At 57.0% G+C, this 26,639-nt stretch carries 21 protein-coding genes and 2 tRNA genes; 14 read left to right on the forward strand and 9 right to left on the reverse strand.

Annotation, left to right across the window (positions count from 1 at the left end; all coding sequences use genetic code 11):
- Positions 1-21: 21 nt before the first annotated feature.
- The 9 genes from rplL to KO088_RS05795 form a co-directional block, all read right to left on the reverse strand.
- On the reverse strand, positions 22-390 hold the full coding sequence (gene rplL / locus KO088_RS05755) for a 50S ribosomal protein L7/L12 (protein WP_009432679.1): 369 nt from the start codon (positions 388-390) through the stop codon (positions 22-24).
- 56 nt (positions 391-446) lie between these two features.
- Positions 447-959, reverse strand: a complete 513-nt coding sequence (gene rplJ / locus KO088_RS05760; protein ID WP_009432754.1) for a 50S ribosomal protein L10 — start codon at positions 957-959, stop codon at positions 447-449.
- 17 nt (positions 960-976) lie between these two features.
- On the reverse strand, positions 977-1,672 hold the full coding sequence (gene rplA / locus KO088_RS05765) for a 50S ribosomal protein L1 (RefSeq protein WP_009432822.1): 696 nt from the start codon (positions 1,670-1,672) through the stop codon (positions 977-979).
- A gap of 11 nt (positions 1,673-1,683) precedes the next feature.
- Positions 1,684-2,124, reverse strand: coding sequence for a 50S ribosomal protein L11 (rplK, locus tag KO088_RS05770; RefSeq protein WP_009432763.1), 441 nt, complete (start codon positions 2,122-2,124; stop codon positions 1,684-1,686).
- Positions 2,125-2,183: 59 nt separating this feature from the next.
- A complete protein-coding gene (gene nusG, locus KO088_RS05775) occupies positions 2,184-2,735 on the reverse strand; it encodes a transcription termination/antitermination protein NusG (protein WP_215493955.1) in 552 nt (183 codons plus the stop codon).
- A 23-nt stretch (positions 2,736-2,758) separates the two neighbouring features.
- Positions 2,759-2,965, reverse strand: coding sequence for a preprotein translocase subunit SecE (gene secE / locus KO088_RS05780; protein WP_082713131.1), 207 nt, complete (start codon positions 2,963-2,965; stop codon positions 2,759-2,761).
- 17 nt (positions 2,966-2,982) lie between these two features.
- A tRNA-Trp gene (locus KO088_RS05785) sits at positions 2,983-3,055 on the reverse strand.
- A 63-nt stretch (positions 3,056-3,118) separates the two neighbouring features.
- Positions 3,119-4,306, reverse strand: a complete 1,188-nt coding sequence (gene tuf / locus KO088_RS05790; protein WP_060934924.1) for an elongation factor Tu — start codon at positions 4,304-4,306, stop codon at positions 3,119-3,121.
- Positions 4,307-4,379: 73 nt separating this feature from the next.
- A tRNA-Thr gene (locus tag KO088_RS05795) sits at positions 4,380-4,451 on the reverse strand.
- A 528-nt stretch (positions 4,452-4,979) separates the two neighbouring features.
- Between KO088_RS05795 and ruvA the strand changes: the two genes are divergently transcribed.
- The 14 genes from ruvA to KO088_RS05865 all read left to right on the forward strand — a co-directional run bounded on the left by ruvA (position 4,980) and on the right by KO088_RS05865 (position 26,638).
- Positions 4,980-5,600 (forward strand): Holliday junction branch migration protein RuvA, encoded by a 621-nt coding sequence (ruvA, locus tag KO088_RS05800; protein ID WP_215493956.1) that lies wholly within the window; start codon positions 4,980-4,982, stop codon positions 5,598-5,600.
- Between the two features lie 5 nt (positions 5,601-5,605).
- A complete protein-coding gene (gene sov, locus KO088_RS05805) occupies positions 5,606-12,727 on the forward strand; it encodes a T9SS outer membrane translocon Sov/SprA (protein WP_215493957.1) in 7,122 nt (2,373 codons plus the stop codon).
- Positions 12,728-13,283: 556 nt separating this feature from the next.
- On the forward strand, positions 13,284-14,507 hold the full coding sequence (locus tag KO088_RS05810; protein WP_215493958.1) for a uracil-xanthine permease family protein: 1,224 nt from the start codon (positions 13,284-13,286) through the stop codon (positions 14,505-14,507).
- Between the two features lie 24 nt (positions 14,508-14,531).
- Positions 14,532-15,239, forward strand: a complete 708-nt coding sequence (locus KO088_RS05815) for a nucleoside-specific channel-forming Tsx family protein (RefSeq protein WP_215493959.1) — start codon at positions 14,532-14,534, stop codon at positions 15,237-15,239.
- 16 nt (positions 15,240-15,255) lie between these two features.
- The gene (locus tag KO088_RS05820) at positions 15,256-16,560 is read left to right on the forward strand and encodes an NCS2 family permease (RefSeq protein ID WP_215493960.1); all 1,305 of its coding nucleotides are present in this window, start codon (positions 15,256-15,258) and stop codon (positions 16,558-16,560) included.
- A gap of 183 nt (positions 16,561-16,743) precedes the next feature.
- Positions 16,744-17,979, forward strand: a complete 1,236-nt coding sequence (locus KO088_RS05825) for an N-acetylmuramoyl-L-alanine amidase family protein (RefSeq protein WP_215493961.1) — start codon at positions 16,744-16,746, stop codon at positions 17,977-17,979.
- Positions 17,980-18,018: 39 nt separating this feature from the next.
- Complete coding sequence (locus KO088_RS05830) at positions 18,019-18,897, forward strand: MlaD family protein (RefSeq protein ID WP_215493962.1); 879 nt, start codon at positions 18,019-18,021, stop codon at positions 18,895-18,897.
- 24 nt (positions 18,898-18,921) lie between these two features.
- Positions 18,922-19,935, forward strand: coding sequence for an NAD-dependent epimerase/dehydratase family protein (locus KO088_RS05835; protein ID WP_215493963.1), 1,014 nt, complete (start codon positions 18,922-18,924; stop codon positions 19,933-19,935).
- A gap of 123 nt (positions 19,936-20,058) precedes the next feature.
- The gene (locus tag KO088_RS05840) at positions 20,059-20,604 is read left to right on the forward strand and encodes a YceD family protein (protein WP_215493964.1); all 546 of its coding nucleotides are present in this window, start codon (positions 20,059-20,061) and stop codon (positions 20,602-20,604) included.
- 22 nt (positions 20,605-20,626) lie between these two features.
- On the forward strand, positions 20,627-20,803 hold the full coding sequence (rpmF, locus tag KO088_RS05845) for a 50S ribosomal protein L32 (protein ID WP_009432677.1): 177 nt from the start codon (positions 20,627-20,629) through the stop codon (positions 20,801-20,803).
- A gap of 124 nt (positions 20,804-20,927) precedes the next feature.
- Entirely contained in the window at positions 20,928-21,929 is a 1,002-nt protein-coding gene (locus KO088_RS05850; protein ID WP_215493965.1) for a beta-ketoacyl-ACP synthase III, read from the forward strand.
- Positions 21,930-22,022: 93 nt separating this feature from the next.
- Positions 22,023-22,925, forward strand: a complete 903-nt coding sequence (era, locus tag KO088_RS05855) for a GTPase Era (protein ID WP_215493966.1) — start codon at positions 22,023-22,025, stop codon at positions 22,923-22,925.
- A 37-nt stretch (positions 22,926-22,962) separates the two neighbouring features.
- Complete coding sequence (gene der, locus KO088_RS05860; RefSeq protein WP_215493967.1) at positions 22,963-24,273, forward strand: ribosome biogenesis GTPase Der; 1,311 nt, start codon at positions 22,963-22,965, stop codon at positions 24,271-24,273.
- Between the two features lie 571 nt (positions 24,274-24,844).
- Positions 24,845-26,638, forward strand: coding sequence for a DUF262 domain-containing protein (locus tag KO088_RS05865; protein ID WP_215493968.1), 1,794 nt, complete (start codon positions 24,845-24,847; stop codon positions 26,636-26,638).
- The last annotated feature ends 1 nt before the right edge of the window (position 26,639 follow it).

A 26,639-nucleotide genomic window follows, 5' to 3' on the forward strand; every position in this document is an offset into this window, starting at 1 on the left:
TTAGAGGTGCTATAGGTGGGCTTACTTAAGTTCTACTTCAGCACCAGCTTCTTCAAGAGCCTTCTTGAGAGCTTCTGCAGTAGCCTTGTCTACGCCTTCCTTAACAGGAGCGGGAGCAGCGTCTACGATGTCCTTAGCTTCCTTGAGCCCGAGGCCGCAGTGTTCCTTAACAGCCTTTACTACCTGGAGCTTAGCAGCGCCAGCGCTCTTGAGGATAACGTCGAAGGAGCTCTTTTCTTCTTCCTGAGCGCCTTCAGCGGGGCCAGCTACGACAACAGCTGCAGCTGCTGGTTCGATTCCGTACTCGTCCTTAAGGATAGCTGCGAGTTCGCTTACTTCCTTTACCGTCAGGTTTACAAGCTGTTCGGCAATTGCTTTGATATCTGCCATGTCGATTAGTTATTTCGTTGTTGTTGTTTTTGTTTGTGGGATAGTTAGGACTCCTCTTATTCAGCAGCAGCTTCAGTAGCTTCGCCTTCGCCCTTGTTTTCAAGAGCAGAGATGACGTTGCGAATGGGAGACTGGAGGAGAGCGACGACGTCTGCGATAAGCTCTTCCTTGCTCTTGATAGCGACAAGTTCAGCGAGCTGGTCAGCGCCATAGAAGCCCGTCTCAGCATAAGCAGCCTTGAGGCGGAGCTTGGACTCTTCCTTCTTGTCCTTAGCGAAGTCCTTGATGATCTTAGCGGGGGCGTTAGCTACCGTGGTGAACATGATAGCGGTGTTCCCCTTGAGGGCTGAGTAGATTGCAGCGAAGTCTGTTTCGGACTCGGAGAGAGCGCGGCGAAGCAGGGTGTTCTTAGCTACTACCAGACGGATACCCCCCTTGTTACAAGCACGACGGAGCTGGGCGGTCTTAGCGGCGTCCAGGCCTTCGATGTTGGTCAGGTAGAAGTGTGGGTACTCGTTGAGGTAGCCCTTGAGCTGCTCTACGACGGTGCCTTTATTTTCCTTTCTCATGATTTCTTCCTCTGTTATTATTCTTCTACTGACTTAGGATCGATCTTGATACTTGGGCTCATCGTGCTGGAGAGGTAGATGCTCTTGACATACGTACCCTTAGCAGCAGATGGCTTGAGGCGGAGGAGCGTCGTGATGATCTCGTTAGCGTTGTCGTAGATCTGATCAGCCGAGAAGGAGACCTTACCGATAGAGGTATGGACGATCCCCGTCTTGTCGACCTTGAAGTCGATCTTACCAGACTTCACTTCCTTGACAGCAGCAGCGATGTCGTTAGTTACCGTACCGCTCTTAGGGTTTGGCATGAGGCCACGAGGACCGAGTACACGACCCAGAGCCCCGATCTTACCCATGATAGCAGGCATGGTGATGATGACGTCGATATCAGTCCAGCCACCGCGGATCTTCTCGATGTACTCATCGAGGCCGACATAGTCAGCACCAGCAGCCTGGGCTTCAGCTTCCTTATCAGGAGTACAGAGCGCAAGCACACGTACCTGCTTCCCCGTACCGTGGGGGAGGGTAACGACGCCACGAACCATCTGATTTGCCTTGCGAGGATCGACGCCGAGGCGAACATCCACATCAACAGAAGCATCGAACTTGGTATCGGTGATTTCCTTTACCAGCGCAGAAGCTTCGCGGAGTGAATAGATCTTCCCGGGCTCGATCTTGCTAAAAGCGATCTTTTGCTTTTTCGTAAGTTTACTCATCTTTCTATTGATTAGTTACCGGGAAATTCGCCCTTTACAGTGATACCCATACTGCGAGCCGTGCCAGCGACGATCTTCATCGCAGCTTCGACGGTGAAGCAGTTCAGGTCGACAATCTTATCCTGTGCAATCGCGCGGACCTGTTCCCACGTCAGTTCAGCCACCTTATTACGGTTAGGCTGTGCAGAGCCACTCTTGAGCTTTGCTACTTCCTTGAGCTGTACAGCGACGGGAGGGGTCTTGACGATGAAATCAAAAGACTTGTCAGCATAGTAAGTGATCACTACGGGGAGGACCTTACCAGCCTGGTCTTGAGTTCTGGCATTGAATTGCTTGCAAAACTCCATTATATTGATCCCCTTGGCACCAAGAGCAGGTCCCACGGGAGGTGAGGGGTTTGCAGCCCCACCTTTAATTTGCAATTTTAGTTGTCCAGCAACTTCCTTAGCCATTGTCTTGAATCTTAAGTGTTACACACTAGAACGTGAGAAGGAGCACCTGCGTAACCAGCTTACTCCTTGACCACTTGCGAATAATTGAGCTCCAGCGGAGTCTTACGTCCAAACATCTTCACCATCACGCGAAGCTTCTGCTTCTCGGGGGTTACCTCTTCGACGGTAGCCTCGTAGTTAGCGAAAGCACCATCGATGATACGTACCACGTCGCCCACGTAGAGCTCGAGGTCGTACACCCCTTCGGAGTCAGCCATCTGGTCTGCACGACCGAGGATGCGCTCCACTTCACTTCTCTTGAGCGGCTCGGGTTCTCCACCCTTGTTCGCTCCGAGGAAGCCGATGACGTTAGGCATATTGCGCAGGGTGTGGGCTACATCGCCGAGCAATGCGGCCTCCACGAGCACATAGCCTGGGAGGTAAGGACGCTCCTTGATGACCTTCTTACCAGCACGCTGGGTCACGATCTTCTCTGTGGGGATGACCACCTGGGAGACATACTGACCAAGATTAGTATTCTTCATCTCAGCCTCCAGCTGCTCACGCACCTTGGCCTCCTTACCGCTAACGGCTCGGAGCACATAGAATCTCTTTTCTGTTACTTCAGTCATGATGGGAAGGGTCTCAGCGAAGCTTAGGCTCCGATACGGCTATACACAAAACCAAGGATGGTCTCAAAAGTCTTGTCCATCCCTAAAACGACCAGAGCGATGATGAGGGAAGCAACCATCACCACCACGGCACTATTGGTGAGCTCTGAACTTGACGGCCAGGACACCTTCTGTGTAAGCTCGACATACGAGGCGCTGAACGCACCTCCTATCTTCTTAATGAAACTCATTATCGTTTTCTATTTAGCACGGGTTGAGAGACTCGAACTCCCGACACCTGGTTTTGGAGACCAGTGCTCTACCAACTGAGCTAAACCCGTAGAAGAAGGGACAGACGGGACGAGGCGCCTCGTCTGTCCCTTACTTTGAGGACTATCTGATGATTAGTCGAGGATTTCGGTGATCTGACCCGAACCTACCGTACGGCCACCTTCACGGATAGCGAAGCGAAGACCTACGTTGCAAGCTACTGGGTAGATGAGTTCGACGGTGATCTCAACGTTGTCACCAGGCATCACCATTTCTACACCTTCGGGGAGAGTGATCTCACCAGTTACGTCAAGCGTACGGATATAGAACTGAGGACGATACTTGTTGTGGAAAGGAGTGTGGCGACCACCTTCTTCCTTCTTCAGGACGTAGACAGAAGCCTTGAAGCGAGAGTGGGGCTTTACCTGACCAGGCTTAGCGATGACCATACCACGCTTGATTTCGTTCTTGTCGATACCACGGAGGAGGAGACCGACATTGTCACCAGCCTGACCTTCGTCGAGGATCTTGCGGAACATTTCAACACCCGTGACAACGGACTTGAGACCTTCTGCACCGAGACCGATGATCTGAACTTCATCACCCGTGTGGATAACACCCGTTTCGATACGACCCGTAGCTACCGTACCACGACCCGTGATAGAGAACACGTCTTCGACAGGCATGAGGAAGGGCTTATCGATGTCACGTGGAGGCAGTGGGATCCAGGTGTCAACAGCATCCATCAGTTCCATGACCTTATCTTCCCACTGAGCTTCCCCGTTGAGGGCACCGAGGGCAGAACCACGGATAACAGGAGTGTTGTCGCCGTCGAATTCGTAGCTGGAGAGGAGCTCGCGCATATCCATTTCTACGAGTTCGAGCATTTCTTCGTCGTCAACCATGTCGCACTTGTTCATGAAGATGACGAGACGAGGAACGTTTACCTGACGAGCCAGAAGTACGTGCTCACGCGTCTGGGGCATAGGACCATCCGTAGCAGCAACTACGATGATAGCACCGTCCATCTGAGCAGCGCCCGTGACCATGTTCTTCACATAGTCAGCGTGACCTGGGCAGTCAACGTGAGCGTAGTGACGGTTAGCCGTCTCGTACTCAACGTGTGAGGTGTTGATCGTGATACCACGTTCCTTTTCTTCAGGAGCATTGTCGATGGAGTCGAAAGAACGGAGTTCAGAGAGCCCCTTCTTAGCAAGCACCGTCGTGATTGCTGCGGTAAGGGTCGTCTTACCGTGGTCGACGTGACCGATCGTACCAATGTTTACGTGTGGTTTCGATCTGTTAAATGTTTCTTTAGCCATAACTAAAATTATCTATTCTTAAGAAATACTTCGTTGTATTCTAAGTGCGTATCACTACGTCGACTCCAACGAGAGCCGATGCCGGGACTTGAACCCGGGACCTCTTCCTTACCAAGGAAGTGCTCTACCGCTGAGCTACATTGGCTTGTTATCTACGAGTGCGAAGAAGACGCCTCTTCTCCTCATTCAGCAGGGCTTACGGGATAAGTATCCCTGCTAATTCGGTTGCAAATATACGCACTTTCTTGAATATACCAAAACACGCCCCGCGATGCGATAGATTTTAGGGCTCCCTCCGGTCACCCCACCCAAAGCCGGCCTCCTCTATATAGTATAATGAACGCGCGCGTATAAGAGGAGGAAGAGATGACTCAGCAGGCAGGAAGCCCTATCCGCTACCTGCCTATAGAGAAGGACTATCGGCAGGCAGAAAAACGAACCAGTACTGGTCGACGATCGGACCAGTACTGCTCACAAAGCGAACCAGTACTGGTCACATAGAGCAACCTATACTGGTCAACTCAGCGACCAGTACTGGTCGCATCACCCCACACACAAGAGTCACTCTTCTCCCCGTAGCATACGACACTCTGCCGACTGGCCATTAGCGGGGAAATAGCGCCTTTTCCCTAACTTTGCCAGCGACAGTACAGAAAGAAAAATCCCGCATACAATGATAGCTTACCTTCGCGGAGCCTACACGGAGCTCACCCCCACCGCCGTCCTCGTCGAGTGCGCAGGCGTGGGCTACTCCGTGGCCATCTCCTTGACCACCTATACCGCCCTCTCTGGACAGAAGGAGGGCAAGATCCTCATCACCGAGATCATCCGCGAGGATGCTCATCTACTCTACGGCTTCGCCACGACGGCTGAGCAAGATCTCTTCCGCCACCTGATGACCGTCTCGGGTGTCGGGCCGAATACCGCCCGTATCATCCTCAGCTCTTACCCCCCGCACGAGCTGACGAGCATCATCACGCTCGGGCAGATCGAGCCTCTCAAGGCGATCAAGGGGATTGGCCTGAAGACCGCACAGCGCATCCTCGTCGACCTACGCGGCAAGCTCCCCGCTCTCGAGGGAGATGCCAGTCCTGCGACGACCATCCCCACGACGACCTCCCGTGGCAAGAAGGTACAGCCACTGGACACCACCACCCCGCAGGAAGCCGTCAGCGCCCTGAAGATGCTGGGCTATCCCGAAGCCTCCGCACAAAAGGTCGTACGCGAGCTCATCGCCTCTGACCCGACCATCAGCGTCGAGGGACTCATCAAGCAGAGCCTCAAGCTCCTCTAAAGCACGTGTGTACGTGGCGGGTCACAAGGCACATCCGACGCCTGCTGGGAAGCCTCCTTCTCGGCACGGCCGCCCCCCTTGTCCTCGCCGCCCAACTCCCCATACTCCCCACCACAGCTGACAGCATCTCCCCGCGAGGGGCGATGCCTGCCCTCGCTACACCCCTTCTCGAGACGCGCTTCGTCTATGAGCCGAAGAGTGAGCGCTACCTGCTGACGACCTTCCTCGACGGCAAGCCCTTCGGTACTCCCCTCCCCTATACCTTCGCCGAATACCTCCGCTACCAGAGCCTCCGTGGTCAAGGGCTCCACTGGGACAACCTCAACGCTCCGACGCGCAGCAGCACCCAGCGGACGAGCAAGCCCGTACGCCGTGGAGTCATCGACCGCATCTTCGGCCCTGGCGGCCTGCGTCTCAAACTCCAGGGGCACGCCGACCTATCGGCTGGGGGGAAGACCGTTCGCTCCGACAACCCCGCCCTACCACAGGGCGCACGCAAGCAGACCTACTTCGACTTCGAGGAGAAGATCCAGGCTGGCGTGCAGGCTTCGCTCGGGACAAAGTTCCAGACGGGGCTGAACTACAACACCGCCTCCTCCTTTGACTTCGACACGAAGAAGCTCCGCTTAGCCTTTGAGGGTGAGGAGGATGACATCATCAAGCTCATCGAGGTGGGGAGCGTCTCGATGAGCCCTCGCAATAGTCTCATCAGCGGCGGGGGCGCCCTCTTCGGCCTGCATACCAAGCTCCAGATGGGACGTCTCGAGGCCGATCTTCTCCTGAGCCAGCAGCGCACCGAGAGCCGTCGCGCCTCCAGCCGTGGGGGCGAGCAGACCGAGCGCTTCGAGTTCTCCGCCTCGAGCTACGACGCCCTGCGCCACTTCTTCCTCGGGGACTTCTTCCGCACTCGGTACGACGGCGCTCTCAAGAGCTTACCCTACGTGCGCTCCTCGATACAGATCACCCGCATCGAGGTATGGGTGACGAACCGCCGTGGGCGCTTCGACGATGCCCGTGATGTCGCAGGCTTCGCTGACCTCGGTGAGCCCCAGCACCTAAACAACAGCTTCATCCAGCTCACCAGCCCCACCAGTCCCGTCCCCACCAACGGTGCGAATAGCCTCTACTCCACCCTTACCGTCTCCCCCTCTCTTCGCCAGCTCAGCACCCTCAGCTCGGGACTTCCCGCCCTACGCCCTGCCCTCGACTACGAGCGCATCGAGAGCGCACGACGCCTTGCCCCGAGCGAATACACCCTACACAACACCCTCGGCTACCTCAGCCTCACGACGCCACTTGCCGCCGACGAGGCGCTCGCCGTAGCCTATGAGTTCACCTACGAGGGGAAGGTCTACCGCGTGGGGGAATTCGCAGCCGACCAATCCGAAGGCACCTCCTCCCTACTCTTCGTCAAGCTACTCAAGGGCACGGACTTCTCGCCAAAGGCTCCGACGTGGCCGCTGATGATGCGCAATGCCTATCGCCTTGGCGCAGGTATCACCGCTCTGCAGCGTGCGGGCTTCCAGCTCGGCGTCGTCTACCGCGATGATGCCACGGGACGCGCCTTGCCCTACCTACCTGATGGCCCGCTGAAGGGCAAGCAACTCCTCAGCGTCCTCGGACTGGATCGCCTTGACGCCCAGCAGGAGGCACGCAGTGACGGGCACTTCGACTTCGTGGAGGGCTATACCATACGCTCCAGCGAAGGGCTGGTCTTCTTCCCCACGATAGAGCCCTTCGGCTCGACACTCACGACGGCTCTCGGCGCAGGGAGCTGGAGTGACCGCTATGCCTTCCCCGAGCTCTACACGATGACTGCCGTCGAGGCCGCCCAGCACTCGGAGAAGAACAAGTACTACCTGCGGGGCGAATACCGTGCCACCTCAGCGGGAGAGATCTCCCTTGGCACGGTGAACGTCGCCCCAGGCTCGGTGCGTGTGACAGCTGCTGGCGCGCTCCTCACCGAGGGTACGGACTACACCGTCGACTACACCGCAGGGCGCGTGAAGATCCTCAATCGCCAGCTCATCGACGCCAAGACGCCTATCGAGGTGAGCCTCCAAGGCGGTGACGCCCTCAGCCAGCAGCGCAAGACCCTCATTGGCCTCGACCTCAACTACCGCTTCTCTAAGGACCTCCGCCTCGGTGCCACCCTGATGCACCTCTCGGAGATGCCCCTGACGGCAAAGGCAGCACTCGGGCAAGAGAGTATGCGCAATACGATGTGGGGCGCCAATCTCTTCTACCAGACAAAGTCGCCCCAGCTCACGCGCCTACTGAATCACCTCCCCTTCGTCGACCTCACACAGCCCGCGTCCTTCTCCCTCTCGGCAGAGGTGGCGCAGCTCCTCCCTGGACACTACAAGAGTAAGTACAGCGATGGTAGTAGTTACCTCGATGACTTCGACGCAGCACATACCGCCATCGACCTGATGAGCCCACAGGCCTGGCGCTTGTCCTCCACACCCGCGACGCTCGTCCCTGCGGGAATAGGCGCGAGTGACTACCTGCGCTACGGAGAGCGTAGAGCACGACTCGCGTGGTTCACCATCGACCCACTCTTCACCCGTGAGCGCAGTGCCTATACCCCCGCCTATATACGTAGCGACCTCAGCCTCGTGAGCCGACATCTGGTGCGCGATATCCCGACGGCAGAGCTTTACCCAAATCGTGAGGTGAATGCCAGCCTACCGAGCTATATCCCCACCTTCTCGCTCAGCTTCTACCCCGAAGAGCTCGGCCCGTACAACCTCAATGCAGCGAGCCTCACAGCCGACGGGAAGATCAGCGATGCACGTGGGAGCTGGGCGGGCATCATGCGCAAGATCGACCAGACGGACTTCGAGGCTGCGAACGTCGAGTATGTGGAATTCTGGCTTATGGATCCTTATGCCGACGAGGGCACGCTCCCTGCAGGGAGCGGTGGCGACCTATGCATCAACCTCGGAGATATCTCGGAGGACATCCTGCATGACGAGCGCCGCTTCTACGAGAGTGGCCTGCCACTCACTCCTCAGCCAGGGGCTACGATCTCCACTCCTTGGGGGATCGTGCCGACACGCCCGAGTGCAGGCTATGCCTTCGACAATGCGGCGGGGGCACGTGAGAAGCAGGACGTCGGGCTGAATGGCCTGTCGTCTGCCGAAGAGCGCCAGCATCCAAGCTACGCCTCCTTCCTCAGCGCCCTACGCACCCGCCTCTCCAGCACGACCCTCCAGCGCTGGCAAGACGACCCACAGAGTCCACTCCACGACCCTGCAGGCGATGACTTCCACCACTACCGCGGGGCAGACTACGACTCCGAGCGCCTGCCGATCCTCGAGCGCTATAAGTACTTCAACGGCTCCGAGGGCAACTCGTCGGAGCGTCTTGGAGGCGATGGCTACAGCACCGCCGCTACCGTGAGCCCCGACACCGAGGATGTCAACGGCGACTACAGCATGAATGAGCTCGACCGCTACTATGAGTGGAAGATCTCACTGCGCCCCGAGGATCTCGTCACGGGCCGTGGGTTCATCACCAGCAGCCGCAGAGTCGAGGCCCAGCTCCGTGATGGGAGGACTTCTCCCGTGACGTGGTATCAGTTCAAAGTCCCTCTCTCTGCCTTCACCAGTCGTATCGGTGGCATCAGCGATCTGAGGAGCGTGCGCTTCATGCGCCTCTACCTCACGGGCTTCGATCGTGAGACCCAGCTGCGTTTCGCCTCGCTACGCTTGGTGCGAGGTGACTGGCGCACCTACGAAGGGGGCCTTGATGAGGGACAGCCCGCACCCAGTGCCTCCACCCGCTTCTCCGTCACGTCGGTCAACATCGAGGAGCACTCCGACCGCACTCCCGTCAGCTATACACTCCCCCCAGGCGTCTCTCGCTCACTCGACGCCCAGCGTGGGCAGAGCCTCCAGCAGAATGAGCAAGCCCTCTCCCTACGCCTCGAGGATCTCCCCGCAGGCGAGAGCCGTGGCGTCTACCGCCGTGTGCAGTACGACCTGCGTCGCTACCGCCGTCTGCAGCTCTTCGCCCATGCCGAGGCACTCCTCGGAGACCTCACAGGGCTGGGTGATGGAGATATGACGCTCTTCGTGCGTCTCGGCTCGGACTACACCCAGCACTACTACGAGTACAGCCTACCGCTCACGCTCACTCCCGCAGGACGCTACAGCAGCCTCAGCCCCAGCGACCGCCGTCGTGTATGGCCTGAGGAGAATAGCATCGACCTAAGTTTAGAAGACCTCGTCTCCCTCAAGCGGAGCCGTAACGCTTCGCTCTCCGCAGGGCTCGGTGGCGCCTCACTCTATCGCCCCTTCTCACGCCCCGACGCCAAGCACCCCACCCATACGCTCACCGTCCTCGGCAATCCCTCCCTCTCCAGCGTGCGGGCGCTGGTCATCGGCGTGCGCAATAGCGCGGGCCTCACGCGCAGTGTCGAGGTCTGGGTCAATGAGCTTCGCGCCAGCGACTACCACGAGGAAGCGGGCTGGGCAGGACAGCTACACAGCACACTCCAGCTGGCGGAGCTGGGCGAAGCCAGCCTAAGAGCCCAATACGTCTCGGCAGGCTTCGGTGCTATCGATGCCCCGCTGATGAGCCGCACACTCGAGAGCCGTCGTGCTATCCAGTTCGCCTCCACGCTTGAGCTCGGCCAGCTCCTCCCTCCCGAGGCGAAGGTGACCCTCCCCATCTACTACACGGTGAGCGACGAAGTGCTGACACCGCAGTACAATCCGCTCGACGAAGACGTGAAGCTCACCGATGCCCTCAGCGACCTCTCTACGGAGCGCGAGCGCAAGGAGCTTCGTGCTCGCAGCCTCACACACCGCCGCAGCCAAGGCCTTGCCCTCTCGAAGGTCGCCGTCGGCATCCGCTCCGAGGAGCCTATGCCCTACGACCCTGCGAACCTCTCCTTCAGCTACGGGCACAACACCTCCTCCGAAGAGACTCCCGACATCGAGTACAGCCGTCACCTCGACTGGCACGCAGCCCTGCGCTACGACTATACGCCTACCTTCCGCCCGCTACGGCCCTTTGCCAAGGCTTCGGGCTCCAGCCCGTGGGCGGACTTCCTCCGTCAGTACACCTTCACTCCGTGGCCCAGCCGTCTCGTCCTCGAGACCTCGATGGTGCGACGCTACGATGAGGAGCAGCTCCGTAGCCTCGGCGATGAGCTGAGCGGCACACGCCTCCCCGCGACCTTCGCCCAGCAGTTCATCTGGAACCGCCGTCTGCAGCTCAACTGGAATCCCATCCGTTCGCTCCAGCTGGCCTTCAACTCCGGCACCGACGCACGCATCGAAGAGCCCCACGTGCAGGTCAATCGCCAGCTCCAGCCCGATGCGTGGCGTGCGTGGCGTGACTCCGTCGGGCAGAGTATCCGTGAGGGGGGGACACCCGTCCACTACGCCCAGCAGGCAAGCCTCAGCTATCAGCTCCCCACTGCCGACATCGCGCCCCTCTCCTTCATCCGCTCACAGCTCTCTTATAGCAGCGCCTATTCGTGGGACCGTGGGGCGGTACTCCCCGACCCGACCATCCGCCTGGCGCATACCCTCATGGCGCAGGGCGCACTCGAGTCCACCACGCAGCTCCAGCTCCGCCAGCTCTATCAGCATATCCCCGCACTCGCTCGGCTGGAGCGCCGCTTCGGCACGGCTGGTATGACCACCAGCGAAGGGCGCGGGAAGAAGGCGAAGGGTGTGAGCGACGGGAACGAGCTCATTGACCGCCTCCTCTACGCCCTCCTTATGGTGAAGGACGTATCGCTGACCTACCGCTCCACACGCAGTACGCTCCTCCCTGGCTTCCTCCCCTCCATCCAGGCTATCGGGGGACAAGGCTCTTCGGGCGGTGCGCTCTCCCCCGGTGTGGGCTTTGCCTTCGGGCTTAGTGATGTGGACTTCATCGATCGCCTTGCCGAACGGGGCGACCTCCTCATCTCGACCGAGCACCTCACTCCAGGGGTCTTCACCCACACCCGCACGGTGGACCTACGTGCTACGCTCCAGCCCCTACGCCACCTCACCATCACGCTCTCGGGCAATCATACCCGCACCGACCGCACCGAGGTACAATATATGTATGCGGGTAGCCCCCGACTCTACGGCGGGGACTTCACGATGACGACCATCGGCCTCAAGGGCTTCTTCGCCCCGCTCCGCTCCGAGGAGGGCTACCTCTCCGAGACCTTCGCCGAGATGCTTCGCCTAAGAGAGCCCATCGCTCGCAGGCAGGAGGAGGCAGGTAGCCTCGCCACAGGGCTCACCATCGACCACAATGCTTCTGCCGTCCTTATCCCCGCCTTCCGCGCAGCCTATATGCACGGCTCGGGGAAGGGGCGCAAGGGGCTGAGTGCCCTGCCCGACCTCCTCAGCATGCTCCCGAACTGGTCGGTGAGCTACACGGGGCTCTCCGAGCTGCCCTTCCTCAAGCGCCACTTCCGTAGTGTGACCCTACGCCACACCTACCGCGCCACGTACACCGTCGGGGGCTTCTCCTCGCTGGCAGGCTGGCAGGGAAGCGATCCCGATGCCATCGGCCTCCTGAGTGAGACAACTGCGGGCGGAGGAGGAGCGATGAGCAGCGTGCGCCTTAGCTACGCCTATGACATCCCGTCGGTAGCACTACAGGAGAACTTCTTCCCCCTCATCGGGCTTGACCTGACGTGGCTCAATGGTCTCGGGACGAGTGCGCAGTGGCGCCAAAGCCGTGGTGCCGTCCTGCACCTCGGGGCGCGTAGCCTCATCGAAGCCATCTCGCGTGAGCTAAGCCTCGGCCTCACGTACAAGATCGACGACCTCACGAGCCTCATCAGCCCCACCACCGCCCGCCGTAAGAAGCGCCGTGCGAGCAAGGAGCCTGCGACGACCTCTGCCCACGGGCTTACCCTCCGAGGCGAATATGCACACCGCCGCACGCTCACCCTCCTACGCCGTCTTGAGGAGGGCTACACCCAAGCTACCTCGGGGATCATCGACCGACGCCTGCGCCTCAGCGCCGAATATGAGCTGAGCCGACAGCTCGGTCTCGAGGCGTACTACGAGTACAGCCGCAATGTACCACTCGTCAGCGCCTACTCCTTCCCCATCTCCACAAGCAGCTACGGCCTCTCCCTGCGCATCACGCTCGACAACTAACCGCCCCCCTCACGGCTCGACATACCAAGCCCGCACGAAGTATACTCCTCGGCATCTTCGTGCGGGCTTTTCGTATCGACGGAGCCCCCCTACTCCAGACGAGGCTACACGCACCGCTACGGGGAGGGGGTTGCAACCTATATAGGTCGGCGGGTCGACCAATATTAGGTTGTTGCCCCGCGTAGGGATAAAAGTTGCGGATGAGTGGTAGATAAGTTTGGACTACGTACGTGGCTCTAATATCTACGTACGTGGATATTTGGATTTACGCACCTGGTCTTTAAGACTACGTGCGTAGACAGAGGAAAACCACTACATAAAGGTGCTTTTTTCTTCACGAGAAGGATACTTTTCCTTCCGCTGAATAAGAGGAATACTCGCGATAAGGCGAAGGGCTTGTGTATCTCTTCGGAGAGGTATATCGTGGAGCTGGGCAGGCGATACCTTAGCACTCTACTATGGAGAGAGTTTGCACAATCAATGATTGGGGTACTCTATATAGTGGAGAGATTAGCTACTTTTGTGAGCGTAATCACACTCTCCCCTTGAGAAAAGCATGACCTCTGACACCACCCCGCTCATCCCCCTGCGTAAGGGGATCGCTGGCGCCCAGTACCTATTCGTTGCCTTCGGAGCCACGGTCCTCGTACCTATCCTCGTCGGGCTCGACCCATCGACCGCCCTCTTCTCGGCAGGTATCGGCACCCTCCTCTTCCACCTCGTGACCAAGGGCAAGGTACCGATCTTCCTCGGTAGTAGCTTTGCCTTCATCGCACCGATCATCAAAGCCACAGAGCTCTACGGACTCAGCGGCGCACTCTTCGGCTGTATCGGGGTGAGTGCCGTGTACTTCGTGATGTCACTCCTGATCCGTCTCTTCGGCCTGCGCTTCATCTCCCGCCTCTTCCCTCCAGTCGTCATCGGCCCTATCATCATGCTCATCGGGCTCTCCCTCTCGGACTCCGCCGTGAAGATGGCAGCGACGAACTGGCCTCTGGCGGTCATCTCGCTCGCTACGGCGATCATCGTCACACTTTACGGCCGAGGGATCACGAAGCTCATCCCCATCTTCCTCGGTATCGTCGTGGGCTATATCGCTGACCTCATCTTCTTCGAGGTCGATCTAAGGCCCATCGCCGAGGCCTCTTGGCTGAGCCTCCCTAAGATCACGCTCCCCGAGAACTTCTCCTTTGCCCCCATCCTCTTTATGATCCCCGTGGCCATCGCCCCCGTCATCGAGCATATCGGTGACGTGTATGTGGTGAATAACGTGGCAGGGAAGAACTTCGTCAAGGACCCCGGCCTGCACCGCACGATGCTCGGCGACGGTATCGCCTGTCTCTTCGCCTCACTCGTCGGGGGGCCTCCTGTGACGACCTACTCTGAGGTCACGGGGGCCATGTCACTGACGAAGGTAACCGACCCCCTGGTCTTCCGTATCGCAGCCGTCACGGGCGTGCTCTTCTCCCTCATCGGGAAGGTCAGCGCCCTCCTACGTAGTATCGACCAGGCTATCCTCGGTGGGATCATGCTCCTGCTCTTCGGCACGATCGCTGGCGCAGGGATCTCGAGCCTCCTGCATAGCCGTGTGAACCTCGCCTCGTCGCGCAACGTGGTCATCATCTCCGTCACCCTCACCACGGGTATCGGGGGTGCCGCACTCTCCTTCGGCAACTTCTCCCTCTCGGGTATCGGTCTCTCGGCTGTCATCGCCGTCCTGCTGAACCTACTCCTCCCCGAGCGCAAGGAGGATCGCGAGGAGCCTACTACGAAGCACTAACTTAACTCTCACAATAATCCATCCATGCGACAGCTTTATCGTATCGCGCTTGTACTCCTCCTGACTACCCTCGGAGCGCAAGCACAAAACATTCAGCTCCACTACGACTTCGGGCGCCAGCTCTACAGCAAGGACCAGCCCGAGCGCCCCAAGCTCACCACGACCGTGGAGCTCTTCCGCCCCGACAGCTGGGGGAATACCTTCTTCTTCGTCGATATGAACTATCAGCGCGAGGGCATCACCTCGGCCTACTGGGAGATCTCTCGTGAGTTCAGTCTCGGCAAGCTCCCTCTGGCCCTGCATATCGAGTACGATGGCGGGCTGAGCAATCAGTTCTCCTATAAGAATGCCTACCTCGCAGGTCTGACCTACGCGTGGAACCAAGCAGACTATCAGGCAGGCTTCACCTTCACGCCGATGTATAAGTATCTGGCACGTCAGGATAGACCCCACTCCTTCCAGCTGACGAGTACGTGGTACCTGCACATGGCGGGTGGTAAGCTCTCCTTCCTGGGCTTCGCTGACCTCTGGGGCGACCGTCATCTCGTCACGGGCAAGAACAATATCATCTTCATCACCGAGCCGCAGCTGTGGGTGAACCTGAATAAGTTCGAGGGTATCAACCCCAAGTTCAACCTCAGCATCGGTACCGAATGGGAGATCAGCAGCAACTTCGCTGTACTGGACAAGACCGTCGTAAACCCCACGCTGGCCATCAAGTGGACCTTCTAAGCCCCCGCACACTCTAATGCAAGCACTCTATCGTCTTGTGGGCTTTGACCCCACGAAGTACAAGCTCCGCACCGAGCTTCTGGCAGGCCTGACGACCTTCCTCACGATGAGCTATATCCTCGCGGTCAATCCCGACATCCTCAGCACTACGGGCATGGACAAGGGCGCCGTCTTCACCGCTACCGCCCTGGCATCGGCCGTCGGTACGCTCCTCATCGCCTTCTTAGCTAAGCTGCCCTTCGCCCAGGCTCCCAGCATGGGTATCAATGCCTTCTTCGCCTTCACCCTCGTCATGGGTATGGGTTACAGCTGGCAAGCTGGTCTCGCAGCCGTCTTCGTCGAAGGGGTCATCTTCATCCTGCTCACCGCCTTCAATATCCGTGAGCAGATCGTACGCTGTATCCCGAAGAACCTCCGCTTCGCTATCTCGGCAGGCATCGGCTTCTTCATCGCCTTCATCGGGCTGAAGAATGCAGGCGTCATCGTCGCCAACGAAGCTACCTTCGTAGCCCTCGGCCCCTTCACTCCTACGGCGATCCTCGCCGTCATCGGTATCATCCTCAGCGGTGTCTTGATGACGCTGCGCGTACGCGGGGCACTCTTCTACAGCATCGTCCTCTGCACGATCATCGGTATCCCTCTCGGTGTGACACAGATCCCCGATAGCTTCATCCCGGTCTCCCTACCCCGCTCACTGGCGCCTACATTCCTGCAGTTCGACTTCAAGGCGCTGCTCAATATGGATATGGCGCTCACGATCTTCGCTCTGGTCTTCATGGATATCTTCAACACCGTGGGTACGCTCATCGGTGCTGCTGCTAAGACTGAGATGATGGACAGCGAAGGCAACGTGAAGAACATCAAGCAGGCGATGATGGCTGATGCTCTGGCCACCTCCATCGGTGCCGTCTGCGGTACGTCGACCGTGACGACCTTCGTAGAGAGCGGTGCAGGTATCGCCGAGGGCGGCCGCACGGGTATGACCGCACTGTCTACAGCTGTGCTCTTCATCCTCGCACTCTTCCTCTCGCCGCTCTTCCTGCTCATCCCCTCCGCAGCGACGACGGGTGCTCTCGTGCTGGTAGGAGTGCTGATGCTAAGCTCTATCCAGGATATCGACCTCATGGATATCTCCGAGGCACTGCCCAGCTTCATCACCGTACTGACGATGGTGCTGACCTACAATATCGCCGAAGGGATGGCCCTCGGGCTCATCTCCTACACGCTGGTCAAGCTCCTCAGCGGACAGTGGCGCCAGGTCTCCATCACCCTCTACATCGTCTCGGCACTCCTCATCCTGCGCTACATCCTCGCTATATAATAGTAGAGCGCACTCCGAGTGCCCACAACGAAGAAGGCCCCTCCCCACGACTTCACCTGTCACTGGGGAGGGGTCTTCACACAATCCTCCGTGAGGATACAAGTCCCTTTTACAAAAGCGTTGTATCTTTGCGTTATTAAATAAATCATTGTTCGTAGAGCCTATACGGCTCCTCCCAAGCATATGCCGCTCGCTGAGATCCACGCTATACGCTACATCCGCGCCTCGATACTTACGCTCCTCCTCTGTCTCGCTCTTGCACCCCTCGGGATGCAAGCCCAGCGCCTCTTCACCGTCGTCATCGACGCCGGTCATGGGGGGAAGGACTCAGGTACCGTAGGGAATGGTGGCAAGGAGAAGGATATCACCCTCGCGGTGGCTAAGCTCGTCGGGGCGAAGATCCACGCAGCGCACCCCGAGGTCCGTGTACTCTACACGCGTAGCACGGACGTCTTCGTCGGTCTGCAGGCCCGTGCAGACTTTGCCAATAAGAACAAGGCCTCCCTCATGCTCAGCATCCACGTCAACAGCGCACCGTCGAAGGACGTCCACGGTACGGAGACCTATGTACTGGGGATAGCGAAGTTCGCCAACAACCTCAGCGTGGCGATGCGTGAGAACAAGGCGATGCTCCTCGAGAGCAACTATAAGACGACTTACAAGGGCTTTGACCCGACGTCGACGGAGAGCTATATCATGTTTGACCTTATGCAAGATGCTTACTTCAACAAGAGCATTGAGCTGGCAAACAAGATCCAGCGCCAGTACCGCTCCGCTGGACGCTACAGCCGTGGCGTACGTCAGGACATACTCTGGGTACTGAGTCAGTCGGCTATGCCCAGCATCCTCACCGAGATCGGCTTCCTCTCGAATGCCAACGAAGCCGCCTTCATGCTCAGCGAAGCAGGCCAGCAGTCACTCGCCTCGGCCATCGCGGCAGGCTTCAGCTCTTACTACCGTAGCTATCGCGGCAAGAGCACGAAGACCCAGGACAGCAAGGAGGCCGACAGCACCGAGACGAAGAAGGAAGAGACCGCTACTGTTAGCGACGAGACCGCCGAAGAGCCTACCGCAGACAAGGAGACCAGTCCCCGTGCGGAGGTCGAGCGTGCGATGAACAAGAGTCGTGAGCGTAGTAAGGACAAGGAGAAGACCAAGAAGGAGAGCGAGGCGAAGAGCTCCGACTCGGAGATGACGTACCGCGTCCAGTTCCTCTCCAGCCCCGATAAGATCGACACGAAGGATGCGCGCTTCCGCAAGCTCCCCACCGCAGTAGAGCGAGTGAAGGTCGGGCGCGCATACATCTATCTACTCGCTCCCACGAGCTCGAAGGCCGAAGCACAGAAGCAGCTTCGTGCCCTCCCCCGCACTTACCGCGATGCCTACATCGCACGCTACCGAGGCAAGACACGTCTCTAAGTCCCCCTATCACAGAGCATATATAGAAATAAGATACATATGAAGATAAAGAAAGAGGTACAGATCGGCCTGCTGGCCATCGTCGCTGTTGCCCTCGGCTACATCGGGGTCAACTTCCTCAAGGGCATCGAAGTCTTTAAGAAGACCTCGATCTATTATGCCCACTTCGACAACCTCAGCGGCATCTCTGCAGCAGCTCCCGTCGAAGCCAGTGGCTTCAAGGTGGGCAACGTGCGCTCCGTAGCCTTCGACTACAGCCGTGGCTATGGCGCTACGCTCGAGCTGGCGCTTGATGACGATATGCGCATCCCCGTAGGGAGTCAGCTGAAGATCAAGTCGAATCCTCTTGGGAGCGCTGAGCTTGTGCTCGTCATCAATCCCCAGAGCCAGACCTACCTCAGCGAGGGGGACACCATCGCCAGCCAAGACGCAGGCGACGGACTCCTATCCTCCGTCTCTGAGAAGATCCTCCCCGCTATCGCAGGGATGATGCCCACGATCACCAACACGCTGGAGCGCCTGAACGCCCTGCTCAACGACAAGAGCATCGACAGCATGCTCTATGGGCTCAATGCCTCTACACAGCAACTGCACGGTATGATGGCTGGGCTGAACCGCACGAGCCGCAGCCTCGGCCCTGTCCTCGACAATGTCGGGCATATGAGCTCGAACCTTGCGAACTTCTCGGGTCAGCTCTCCTCGATGCGCCTTGACTCGCTGATGCTGAGCCTTCAGCAGACGACGGCTCAGCTCCAGATGGTATCCCAGCAGCTCCGTGGCAAGGACAATACCGCAGGTCTTCTCCTCAACGATCCCTCGCTCTACAACCGCCTCGACAGCCTCGTAGGCAGTGCAGACCGCCTCATGCGTGACCTGCAGGAGAACCCCAAGCGCTACGTGCACTTCTCCATCTTCTAAGCCCGCACGACCGACACGATTACCATGGAGCGTCTACTCATCACCGGAGCCTCTGGCTTCATCGGCAGCCACCTCGTCCGCCAAGCTCTCGAAGCGGGCTACGAGGTATGGGCCGCTGTACGTAAGGACAGTGACAAGACCCGCCTTGAGAAGCAAGGAGTCAAGCTGCTTGAAGTCGACTACTATGATGAGGATCAGCTCTTCGGCGCTCTCGACTCGGTCCGTCCCTTAGAGGAAGGCGGTCCCCAGTGGGACTACGTCATCCACAATGCGGGCATCACGAAGACCGCCCGCCTCGAGGAGTTCGCAGAGGTCAACGCCGAGCATACGCGCCGACTGCTCCATGCACTCAGCCGTCTCTCGAAGCAGCCCAAGCGCTTCGTCCTGATGAGTAGCCTTAGTAGCTACGGCAATGTAGCTGGCCCCGACGAAGCCCTGCATGCCGAGCTCCCTCAGAAGCCCAATACCCGCTACGGCCGTAGTAAATGCCTCGCAGAGCACTACACCGAGCAGTCGGGTCTCCCCTTCACGATCCTCCTCCCCACAGGCGTCTATGGCCCAGGAGACAAGGATTACCTCATCGCACTACAGAGCATCGCCCGTGGCATCAATGCGATGTCAGGCCTGCGCAAGCAGTACCTGACCTTCGTCTATGGCGGGGATGTTGCCCGAGCTGCCCTCTTTGTACTACGCGATGAGCGTGCCCGCGGTCAGCGCTATATCGTAGCTGACGGCGACACCTATACCGACCGAGAGTTCGGTCATCTGGCTCAGCGTCTGCTGGGTCGCAAGCACGTATTCCATATACGTATCCCCCTGCCACTGGTGCGCCTCACCTGCCTCTTCGGCTCGCTCCGAGCAGCCATCACGGGGCAGACGACGCCACTCAATCGGGACAAGTACCCGATCCTCGCACAGCGCAACTGGCGCTGCGATCCCTCACCACTCTTCGCTCTGGGATTCACCCCAAGCAAGAACCTTGAGGAAGGGCTTCGCGAGACCATCGCCGACGGGCGCTCCCGCGGTCTCCTCCCTTAGTCATCGCCCCCGCATAGCCGGCTCCACTCAAGAGCTGGCAAACATTGCTCACTTTTTAATTGTGGGAATGGGGGCTTTTGTGTATCTTTGCGCAGATTTTTACGCATAGTTTAAGAGTCACCCATGCATACCGACCAGTACAAGATCAATCTACGGAGTCTCCCGGAGGGCGATCACGAGTACACCTGGCTCCTCGAGGACAGCTACTTCGAGCGCCTATCGGAGGGTAGCGTACACGGCGGTGAGGTCGATGTCGACCTACGCCTGCGCCGTACGGGAGACGTCTTTAGCTTGGACCTCTACTATGAGGGCTATGTGGTGGTCGACTGTGATCGCTGCCTTGACCCAGTAGATATAGATGTAGAGTCCGAGCGCGAGCTTATAGTCAAGTTCGGCAATGAAGCCCTTGAGGAGAAGGACGAGATCCTCGTCGTCTCTGAGCAAGATGGGGTGCTCGACCTGGAGTGGATCCTCTATGAGGATATCATCCTGAGCCTTCCCCTACAGCGAATGCATCTCGAGGGCGAGTGCAACGAGGAGATGATGTCGGCCTATGCCCGCGTCTCTACCGACGAAGTGCGCGACGAAGCCGAAGGCCCCGCCCCCACCCTCGATGATGAGGGGATCGACGAGCGCTGGGCTGCACTCAAGGCTCTCAAGCGAGATTAGTAATTAAAACAAAATAAGATTTATGGCACATCCTAAAAGAAGACAGTCCAAGACGCGTACCGCTAAGCGCCGTACTCATGATAAGGCAGCTATGCCTACGCTCGCAAAGTGCGCTAACTGCGGTGCATGGCACATCTACCACACGGTATGTGGTGAGTGCGGTTACTACCGCGGTAAGCTTGCCATCGAGCAGGCTTAATAGCCCCACTTAGCCAACACAAAGAAAAGCCCCAAGGTATCCCCTTTGGGGCTTTTTTTGTAACTTCGTGAGCGACAAGCTAAGGCGATTGAAATTAATCTACATCAGTATATCCAACTAACCTATGAGTATCATCAACGCAGCCATCACGGCTGTCGGAGGGTATCTCCCTGAAGATAAGATAACCAATGCCGACCTCGAGAAGATGGTCGATACCAACAACGAGTGGATCATGACCCGTGTCGGGATCCGCGAGCGTCGCATCCTCAAGGACCCCACGAAGGGTGCTTCCTTCCTCGGCATCGAAGCCGTCAAGGATCTCTTCTCCCGCAACAACATTGACCCCGCCACCATCGACGGGATCATCTTGGCTACGAATACGGCTGACTACCACTTCCCCACGACGGCTTCTATCGTAGCCTTTGAGACGGGCTGTATCAACGCCTTTACCTTCGACATGCAGGCTGCCTGCCCCAGCTTCATCTACGCTCTCGAAGCTGGAGCTAACTACATCCGCTCAGGCCGCTACAAGCGCATCATCGTGCTTGCCGCTGAGAAGATGACCGCCATCACCGACTACACCGACCGCGCTACGTGCCCGCTCTTCGGCGACGGCGCTGCTTGCGTACTCCTCGAGCCTACTGAGGAGAACGAAGGTGTACTCGACTCTTACTTCCGCACGGATGGTACGGGTCGCACCAACCTCATTATGAAGTCCGGTGGCTCGGCCAGCCCAGCCTCCCACGAGACGGTTGATCGCCGTGAGCACTACGTCTACCAGGAAGGTGCTGCCGTCTTCAAGCAGGCCGTCAAGGGCATGTCCTCCAGCTGCCGCACCATCATGGAGCGCAACGGGCTCAGCTATGACGACATCGCTTGGGTCGTTCCCCACCAGGCTAACCTCCGTATCATCGACGCTGTAGCGCGTGAGATGCAGGTACCTCTGGAGCGCGTGATGGTCAACATCGAGTACCGAGGCAACACCAGCTCAGCTACGATCCCCCTCTGCATCTGGGAGTTCGAGAAGCAGCTCAAGAAGGGTGACAACCTCATCCTCACGTCCTTCGGCGCAGGCTTCACCTGGGGTGCAGTCTACGTCAAGTGGGCTTACGATCCCAAGAACTAATCTCCCCATACGATAGACCTTGCCTGCCACTCTTCCCTTCGCTGGGAGAGGACGGGCAAGGTCTTTCATTCCTACCCCTCCATACTCCGGACGATGGAAGAAAAGCAAGAAGTCACGCACCGCTCGGGCTTCGTCAATATCGTGGGCAACCCCAACGTGGGGAAGTCCACCCTAATGAACCTCCTGGTCGGCGAGCGCGTATCGATCATTACCTCCAAGGCCCAGACGACGCGTCACCGCATCATGGGCATCGTCAATACCCCCGAGCTGCAGATCGTCTACAGCGACACCCCTGGGGTACTGCGCCCGAACTACAAGCTCCAGGAGAGCATGCTCGAGTTCTCCGAGTCGGCTCTCGGTGATGCAGACGTCCTACTCTACGTCACCGACACGGTCGAGACGGCCGATAAGAATGAGTTCTTCCTCGAGCGCGTCCGTGGGGTCAAGTGCCCCGTACTCCTCCTTATTAATAAGGTAGACCTCACGACCCAGGAGAAGCTCGTCGAGCTCGTGGAGCGCTGGCACAAGGAGCTTCCTCAGGCGGAGATCATCCCCATCTCTGCGCTCAACAACTTCAATGTCCAGCCCTTGAAGAAGCGCATCGAGAGCCTCATCCCCCCCTCTCCTCCCTACTTCGAGAAGGACGCACTGACCGACCGCCCCGCGCGCTTCTTCGTCACCGAGATCATCCGTGAGAAGGTCCTCCTCTACTATAAGAAGGAGATCCCCTACTCCGTCGAAGTCGTCGTCGAATCCTTCAAGGAAGAGGACGAGCGCATCCACATCCAGGCCCTCATCGTCGTCGAGCGCGACAGCCAGAAGGGCATCATCATCGGCCACCGCGGTGTCGCCATCAAGAAGGTCGGCACGATGGCACGTCGCGATATGGAGCGATTCTTCGAGAAGAAGATCTTCCTCGAGCTCTTTGTCAAGGTAGAGAAGGACTGGCGCAATCGCGACAAGATCCTCCGCGCCTACGGCTACCGCCTCGACTAAGAGCGGTAAGCCTCACCCACCAATCACAGCATCAGATATGAGTCATTTAGTAGCAATAGTAGGGCGCCCCAACGTAGGGAAGTCCACCCTCTTCAACCGCTTGACGCAGACCCGCGGGGCCATCGTCAGCGAAGAGGCAGGTACGACCCGTGACCGCCAGTACGGCAAGGTATCATGGCTCGACCGCGAGTTCTCCATCGTCGACACCGGCGGTTGGGTAGTAGGTAGCGAAGATATCTTCGAAGGCAAGATCAACAAGCAAGTGGAGATCGCTATGGAGGAAGCCGATGTCATCCTCTTCGTCGTCGACGTTGAGAGCGGCATCACCGACCTCGATGATGAGGTCGCTGCCAAGCTTCGCCGCACGAAGAAGCCCGTCCTCCTCGTAGCAAACAAGGCGGACAACTTTGCCCAGCACTACGAGGCAGCTGAGTTCTACAGCTTCGGCCTCGGTGATCCTATGCCTATCTCCGCTGTCAGCGGTAGTGGTACGGGTGACCTCCTCGATGCCATAACGAAGAACCTCCCCGAAGGCGAATACGTCGATGAGACTCTTGATGCTCCACGTATCGCTATCGTCGGCCGACCCAATGCGGGTAAGTCTTCGCTCGTCAATGCCTTCATCGGTGAGGAGCGCAACATCGTCACGAACGTAGCAGGCACCACGCGTGACTCGATCTACACGCACTACACGAAGTTCGGCATGAACTTCTATCTCGTCGATACCGCTGGTATCCGCAAGCGTGGCAAGGTCAACGAAGATCTCGAGTACTACTCGGTCATTCGCTCCATCCGCGCTATCGAGAACTCCGACGTATGTATCCTTATGCTCGACGCCACCCGCGGTATTGAGAGCCAGGACCTTAATATCTTCTCGCTCATCCAGAAGAATAGCAAGGGGCTCATCGTCTGCGTGAATAAGTGGGACCTCGTCGAGGACAAGAGCAATGCCGTCATCAAGACCTTTGAGAACGCTATCCGCGAGCGACTCGCCCCCTTCACCGACTTCCCCATCATCTTCATATCGGCTCTGACTAAGCAGCGTATCTTCAAGGTCCTCGAGGAAGTCCAGCAGGTCTACGAGCGTCGCAGCAAGCGCATCCCCACCTCGAAGCTCAACGAGGTCATGCTCCCCATCATCGAGGCCACGCCTCCTCCTGCCACCAAGGGCAAGTACATCAAGATCAAGTACGTCATGCAGCTCCCCACCGCGGTGCCCAGCTTCGCCTTCTTCGCGAACCTTCCCCAGTGGGTCAAGGAGCCTTATCGCCGCTTCCTCGAGAATCAGATCCGTGCGCACTGGGACTTCTCCGGTACGCCCATCAACATCTTCATTCGCGAGAAGTAGCCTCCCTTCTCCCCCGCCCAACGAAGCGCCCCAGCCGGTAGTCCACCTACCGACTGGGGCGCTTGCTTTTCCCTCCTTCCGCACCTCGCTCCGCGAAGCACTATACGAGGGTGATACGAACCACTACTGGTCACCGCTCCGACCACTACTGGTCCGTGAGTGAACCACTACTGGTCAGCGAGTGAACCACTATTGGTCAGCGAGTGAACCACTATTGGTTCATAGTGCAAACCTATATTGGTTCGCTCACGGACCTATATAGGTTCACCTGCGGAGCAATACTACGCGGCGTCCTCTCGCATGTCCAACAACTCAATCTCCAAACTCTAATCAACAAGTATCTAAAGCAATACGTCATAGATCAAAAGCTATGATCGGAGAGACACACGTCTATGCATTTTTAAGAGGACACACCTACCCAAGACCTACTAAAAAGAGGACATTCCTTTTATTAGACTCCTACAAAAAAAGAACCCTATTTTGGCAATAAAGATTAAATCAATACCTTTGACAAGACATCTTTCGTTACAATAGAATTAAGCTAGCCACAAGCAATCGAACTACACAAACTATGCAGCAAGCACAAAACACTACTTCCGAAACAGGGGAGATGCCACTCAAGAATGTACGTGACCTCCTAGGAAAGAACTATTACATACCCAACTACCAGAGGGGATATCGTTGGGGTAAGGATGAAGTAACTAAGCTCTTAGATGATATTTGGGACTTTGCCAATCATAGGAAGTCTCAATTCTATTGCTTACAGCCCCTTATCATCCTGCCACAAGAGCCAAGCGATGCAGAGGAAACTGTACGGTATGAGGTACTTGATGGTCAGCAGAGGTTGACTACGCTTAATCTCATCGTCCACTATATCAAGGAGCATTTCCCTGGAAACGAGAAGTATCCAGAGATGTACCTACACTATCAGACCCGCCCTGAGAGCAGTAAGGCTTTTTCTTCGATTTGTATTGGAGAGGATGGTCGGGTACGGATGGAAGATGGTTTAAAACCTAGTATTGACTTTTGGCACATCAAGCATGCCTATGGGCATATCCATAGCTGGTTTAGCGAAAAGGAAGAGGATGACCGATTTAATGGTAATACCTTCCAAGAAGTCTTCCTTGATCAGGTGAAAGTCATTTGGTACGAGATAGACAGGGGCGAAGATCCTATAAAGGTCTTTGAGCGTAATAATATAGGTAAGATACCGCTAGCTGATGCAGAGCTCATCAAGGCCTTCATACTCAAAGGAGATAAGAGATCTGATCGCAATCATCTGCGCCGACAGCTGGAGATAGCTCGAGAGTGGGATGAGATAGAGCAAGGACTACGTAATCCCAATCTATGGGCATTTATCTTTGGTAATAAGCCTATGCCTGATATCTGTATCGGACAACTCTTTGTCGTAGCACTAAAGCTTGAAGACGAGAAGAAGCCTAAGGTCTATGATATAGTAGAAAAAAAACTCGAGGAGAAAGAAGGTTATCTCGAGAGTTTATGGCAGCGTGTGAAGGATCTATACAGCATGATAGTAGATTGGTACCATGATCATAAGGCCTATCACTACATCGGCTATCTCACCCAGATGGGCGTAAAGGTACAGAGTATATATGCCTTAAGAAGTGAGGATGATACCAAGGCTCAGTTTATCGATAAGCTCCGAAGCAAGATTAGTGAAGGTGAGATTCGAAAGCTCCATTACTCTCAAAAAGATGGCTTTTACAAGCTAAGCAAAAGAGAGAAAAGCAAAGAGCTATATGGTGGTAAAGAGGTGCGTTCGCTACTCCTGCTCTACAATATAGAGCTGTGCCTACGTGAAGGTAGTACCGAGCGATTCCCATTTGAGACCCTCCAGGTCGAAGGAGAGAAACGCATCATGTGGGATATAGAGCATATTGACTCTCAGACTCCAAGGGAAATTCAGTCTAAGAAAGAACAGAATCAATGGCTTGAGGTTACAAGAGAAGCTCTTGGATCTAAGATTGATGAGACGTTAGGAGAGAGTATAGAAAAGTATATAGCTCAAGAATTGAATGAACAAGAGAAGTTCGAAGCGCTTAGAGAACAACTGCAAGACCTTGCTGGAGAAAAAGAAGATAACTATAGCCAGTCTATTGGTAACCTTGCCCTCTTAGATGCGGAGACGAATCGAAGTTATGGTAATAGCCTCTTTATAAAGAAGAGGGCAGAGCTTCAGAAGCGAGAACAGCAGGGAAAGTTCATTCCTCAGGGTACGAAGATTGCCTTTATGAAGTATTTTCCTGGAAGCAGACCAGCACTCGATAAGTGGAGTACAGAGGATAAGTGCGCACATGAAGCCTATATATACGATTTGGTAAAAGACTATATCAAGAACAAATAAT

Source organism: Porphyromonas bobii (genome assembly GCF_943169685.1).
GTDB classification, from domain to species: domain Bacteria; phylum Bacteroidota; class Bacteroidia; order Bacteroidales; family Porphyromonadaceae; genus Porphyromonas; species Porphyromonas pasteri.

Excerpts from the sequence above, each read along its gene's own strand:
- rplL (WP_009432679.1), bottom strand. The coding sequence starts at position 390 with ATGGCAGATATCAAAGCAATTGCCGAACAGCTTGTAAACCTGACGGTA.
- rplJ (WP_009432754.1), bottom strand. The coding sequence starts at position 959 with ATGAGAAAGGAAAATAAAGGCACCGTCGTAGAGCAGCTCAAGGGCTAC.
- rplA (WP_009432822.1), bottom strand. The coding sequence starts at position 1,672 with ATGAGTAAACTTACGAAAAAGCAAAAGATCGCTTTTAGCAAGATCGAG.
- rplK (WP_009432763.1), bottom strand. The coding sequence starts at position 2,124 with ATGGCTAAGGAAGTTGCTGGACAACTAAAATTGCAAATTAAAGGTGGG.
- nusG (WP_215493955.1), bottom strand. The coding sequence starts at position 2,735 with ATGACTGAAGTAACAGAAAAGAGATTCTATGTGCTCCGAGCCGTTAGC.
- secE (WP_082713131.1), bottom strand. The coding sequence starts at position 2,965 with ATGAGTTTCATTAAGAAGATAGGAGGTGCGTTCAGCGCCTCGTATGTC.
- tuf (WP_060934924.1), bottom strand. The coding sequence starts at position 4,306 with ATGGCTAAAGAAACATTTAACAGATCGAAACCACACGTAAACATTGGT.
- ruvA (WP_215493956.1), top strand. The coding sequence starts at position 4,980 with ATGATAGCTTACCTTCGCGGAGCCTACACGGAGCTCACCCCCACCGCC.
- KO088_RS05810 (WP_215493958.1), top strand. The coding sequence starts at position 13,284 with ATGACCTCTGACACCACCCCGCTCATCCCCCTGCGTAAGGGGATCGCT.
- KO088_RS05815 (WP_215493959.1), top strand. The coding sequence starts at position 14,532 with ATGCGACAGCTTTATCGTATCGCGCTTGTACTCCTCCTGACTACCCTC.
- KO088_RS05820 (WP_215493960.1), top strand. The coding sequence starts at position 15,256 with ATGCAAGCACTCTATCGTCTTGTGGGCTTTGACCCCACGAAGTACAAG.
- KO088_RS05825 (WP_215493961.1), top strand. The coding sequence starts at position 16,744 with ATGCCGCTCGCTGAGATCCACGCTATACGCTACATCCGCGCCTCGATA.
- KO088_RS05830 (WP_215493962.1), top strand. The coding sequence starts at position 18,019 with ATGAAGATAAAGAAAGAGGTACAGATCGGCCTGCTGGCCATCGTCGCT.
- KO088_RS05835 (WP_215493963.1), top strand. The coding sequence starts at position 18,922 with ATGGAGCGTCTACTCATCACCGGAGCCTCTGGCTTCATCGGCAGCCAC.
- KO088_RS05840 (WP_215493964.1), top strand. The coding sequence starts at position 20,059 with ATGCATACCGACCAGTACAAGATCAATCTACGGAGTCTCCCGGAGGGC.
- rpmF (WP_009432677.1), top strand. The coding sequence starts at position 20,627 with ATGGCACATCCTAAAAGAAGACAGTCCAAGACGCGTACCGCTAAGCGC.
- KO088_RS05850 (WP_215493965.1), top strand. The coding sequence starts at position 20,928 with ATGAGTATCATCAACGCAGCCATCACGGCTGTCGGAGGGTATCTCCCT.
- era (WP_215493966.1), top strand. The coding sequence starts at position 22,023 with ATGGAAGAAAAGCAAGAAGTCACGCACCGCTCGGGCTTCGTCAATATC.
- der (WP_215493967.1), top strand. The coding sequence starts at position 22,963 with ATGAGTCATTTAGTAGCAATAGTAGGGCGCCCCAACGTAGGGAAGTCC.
- KO088_RS05865 (WP_215493968.1), top strand. The coding sequence starts at position 24,845 with ATGCAGCAAGCACAAAACACTACTTCCGAAACAGGGGAGATGCCACTC.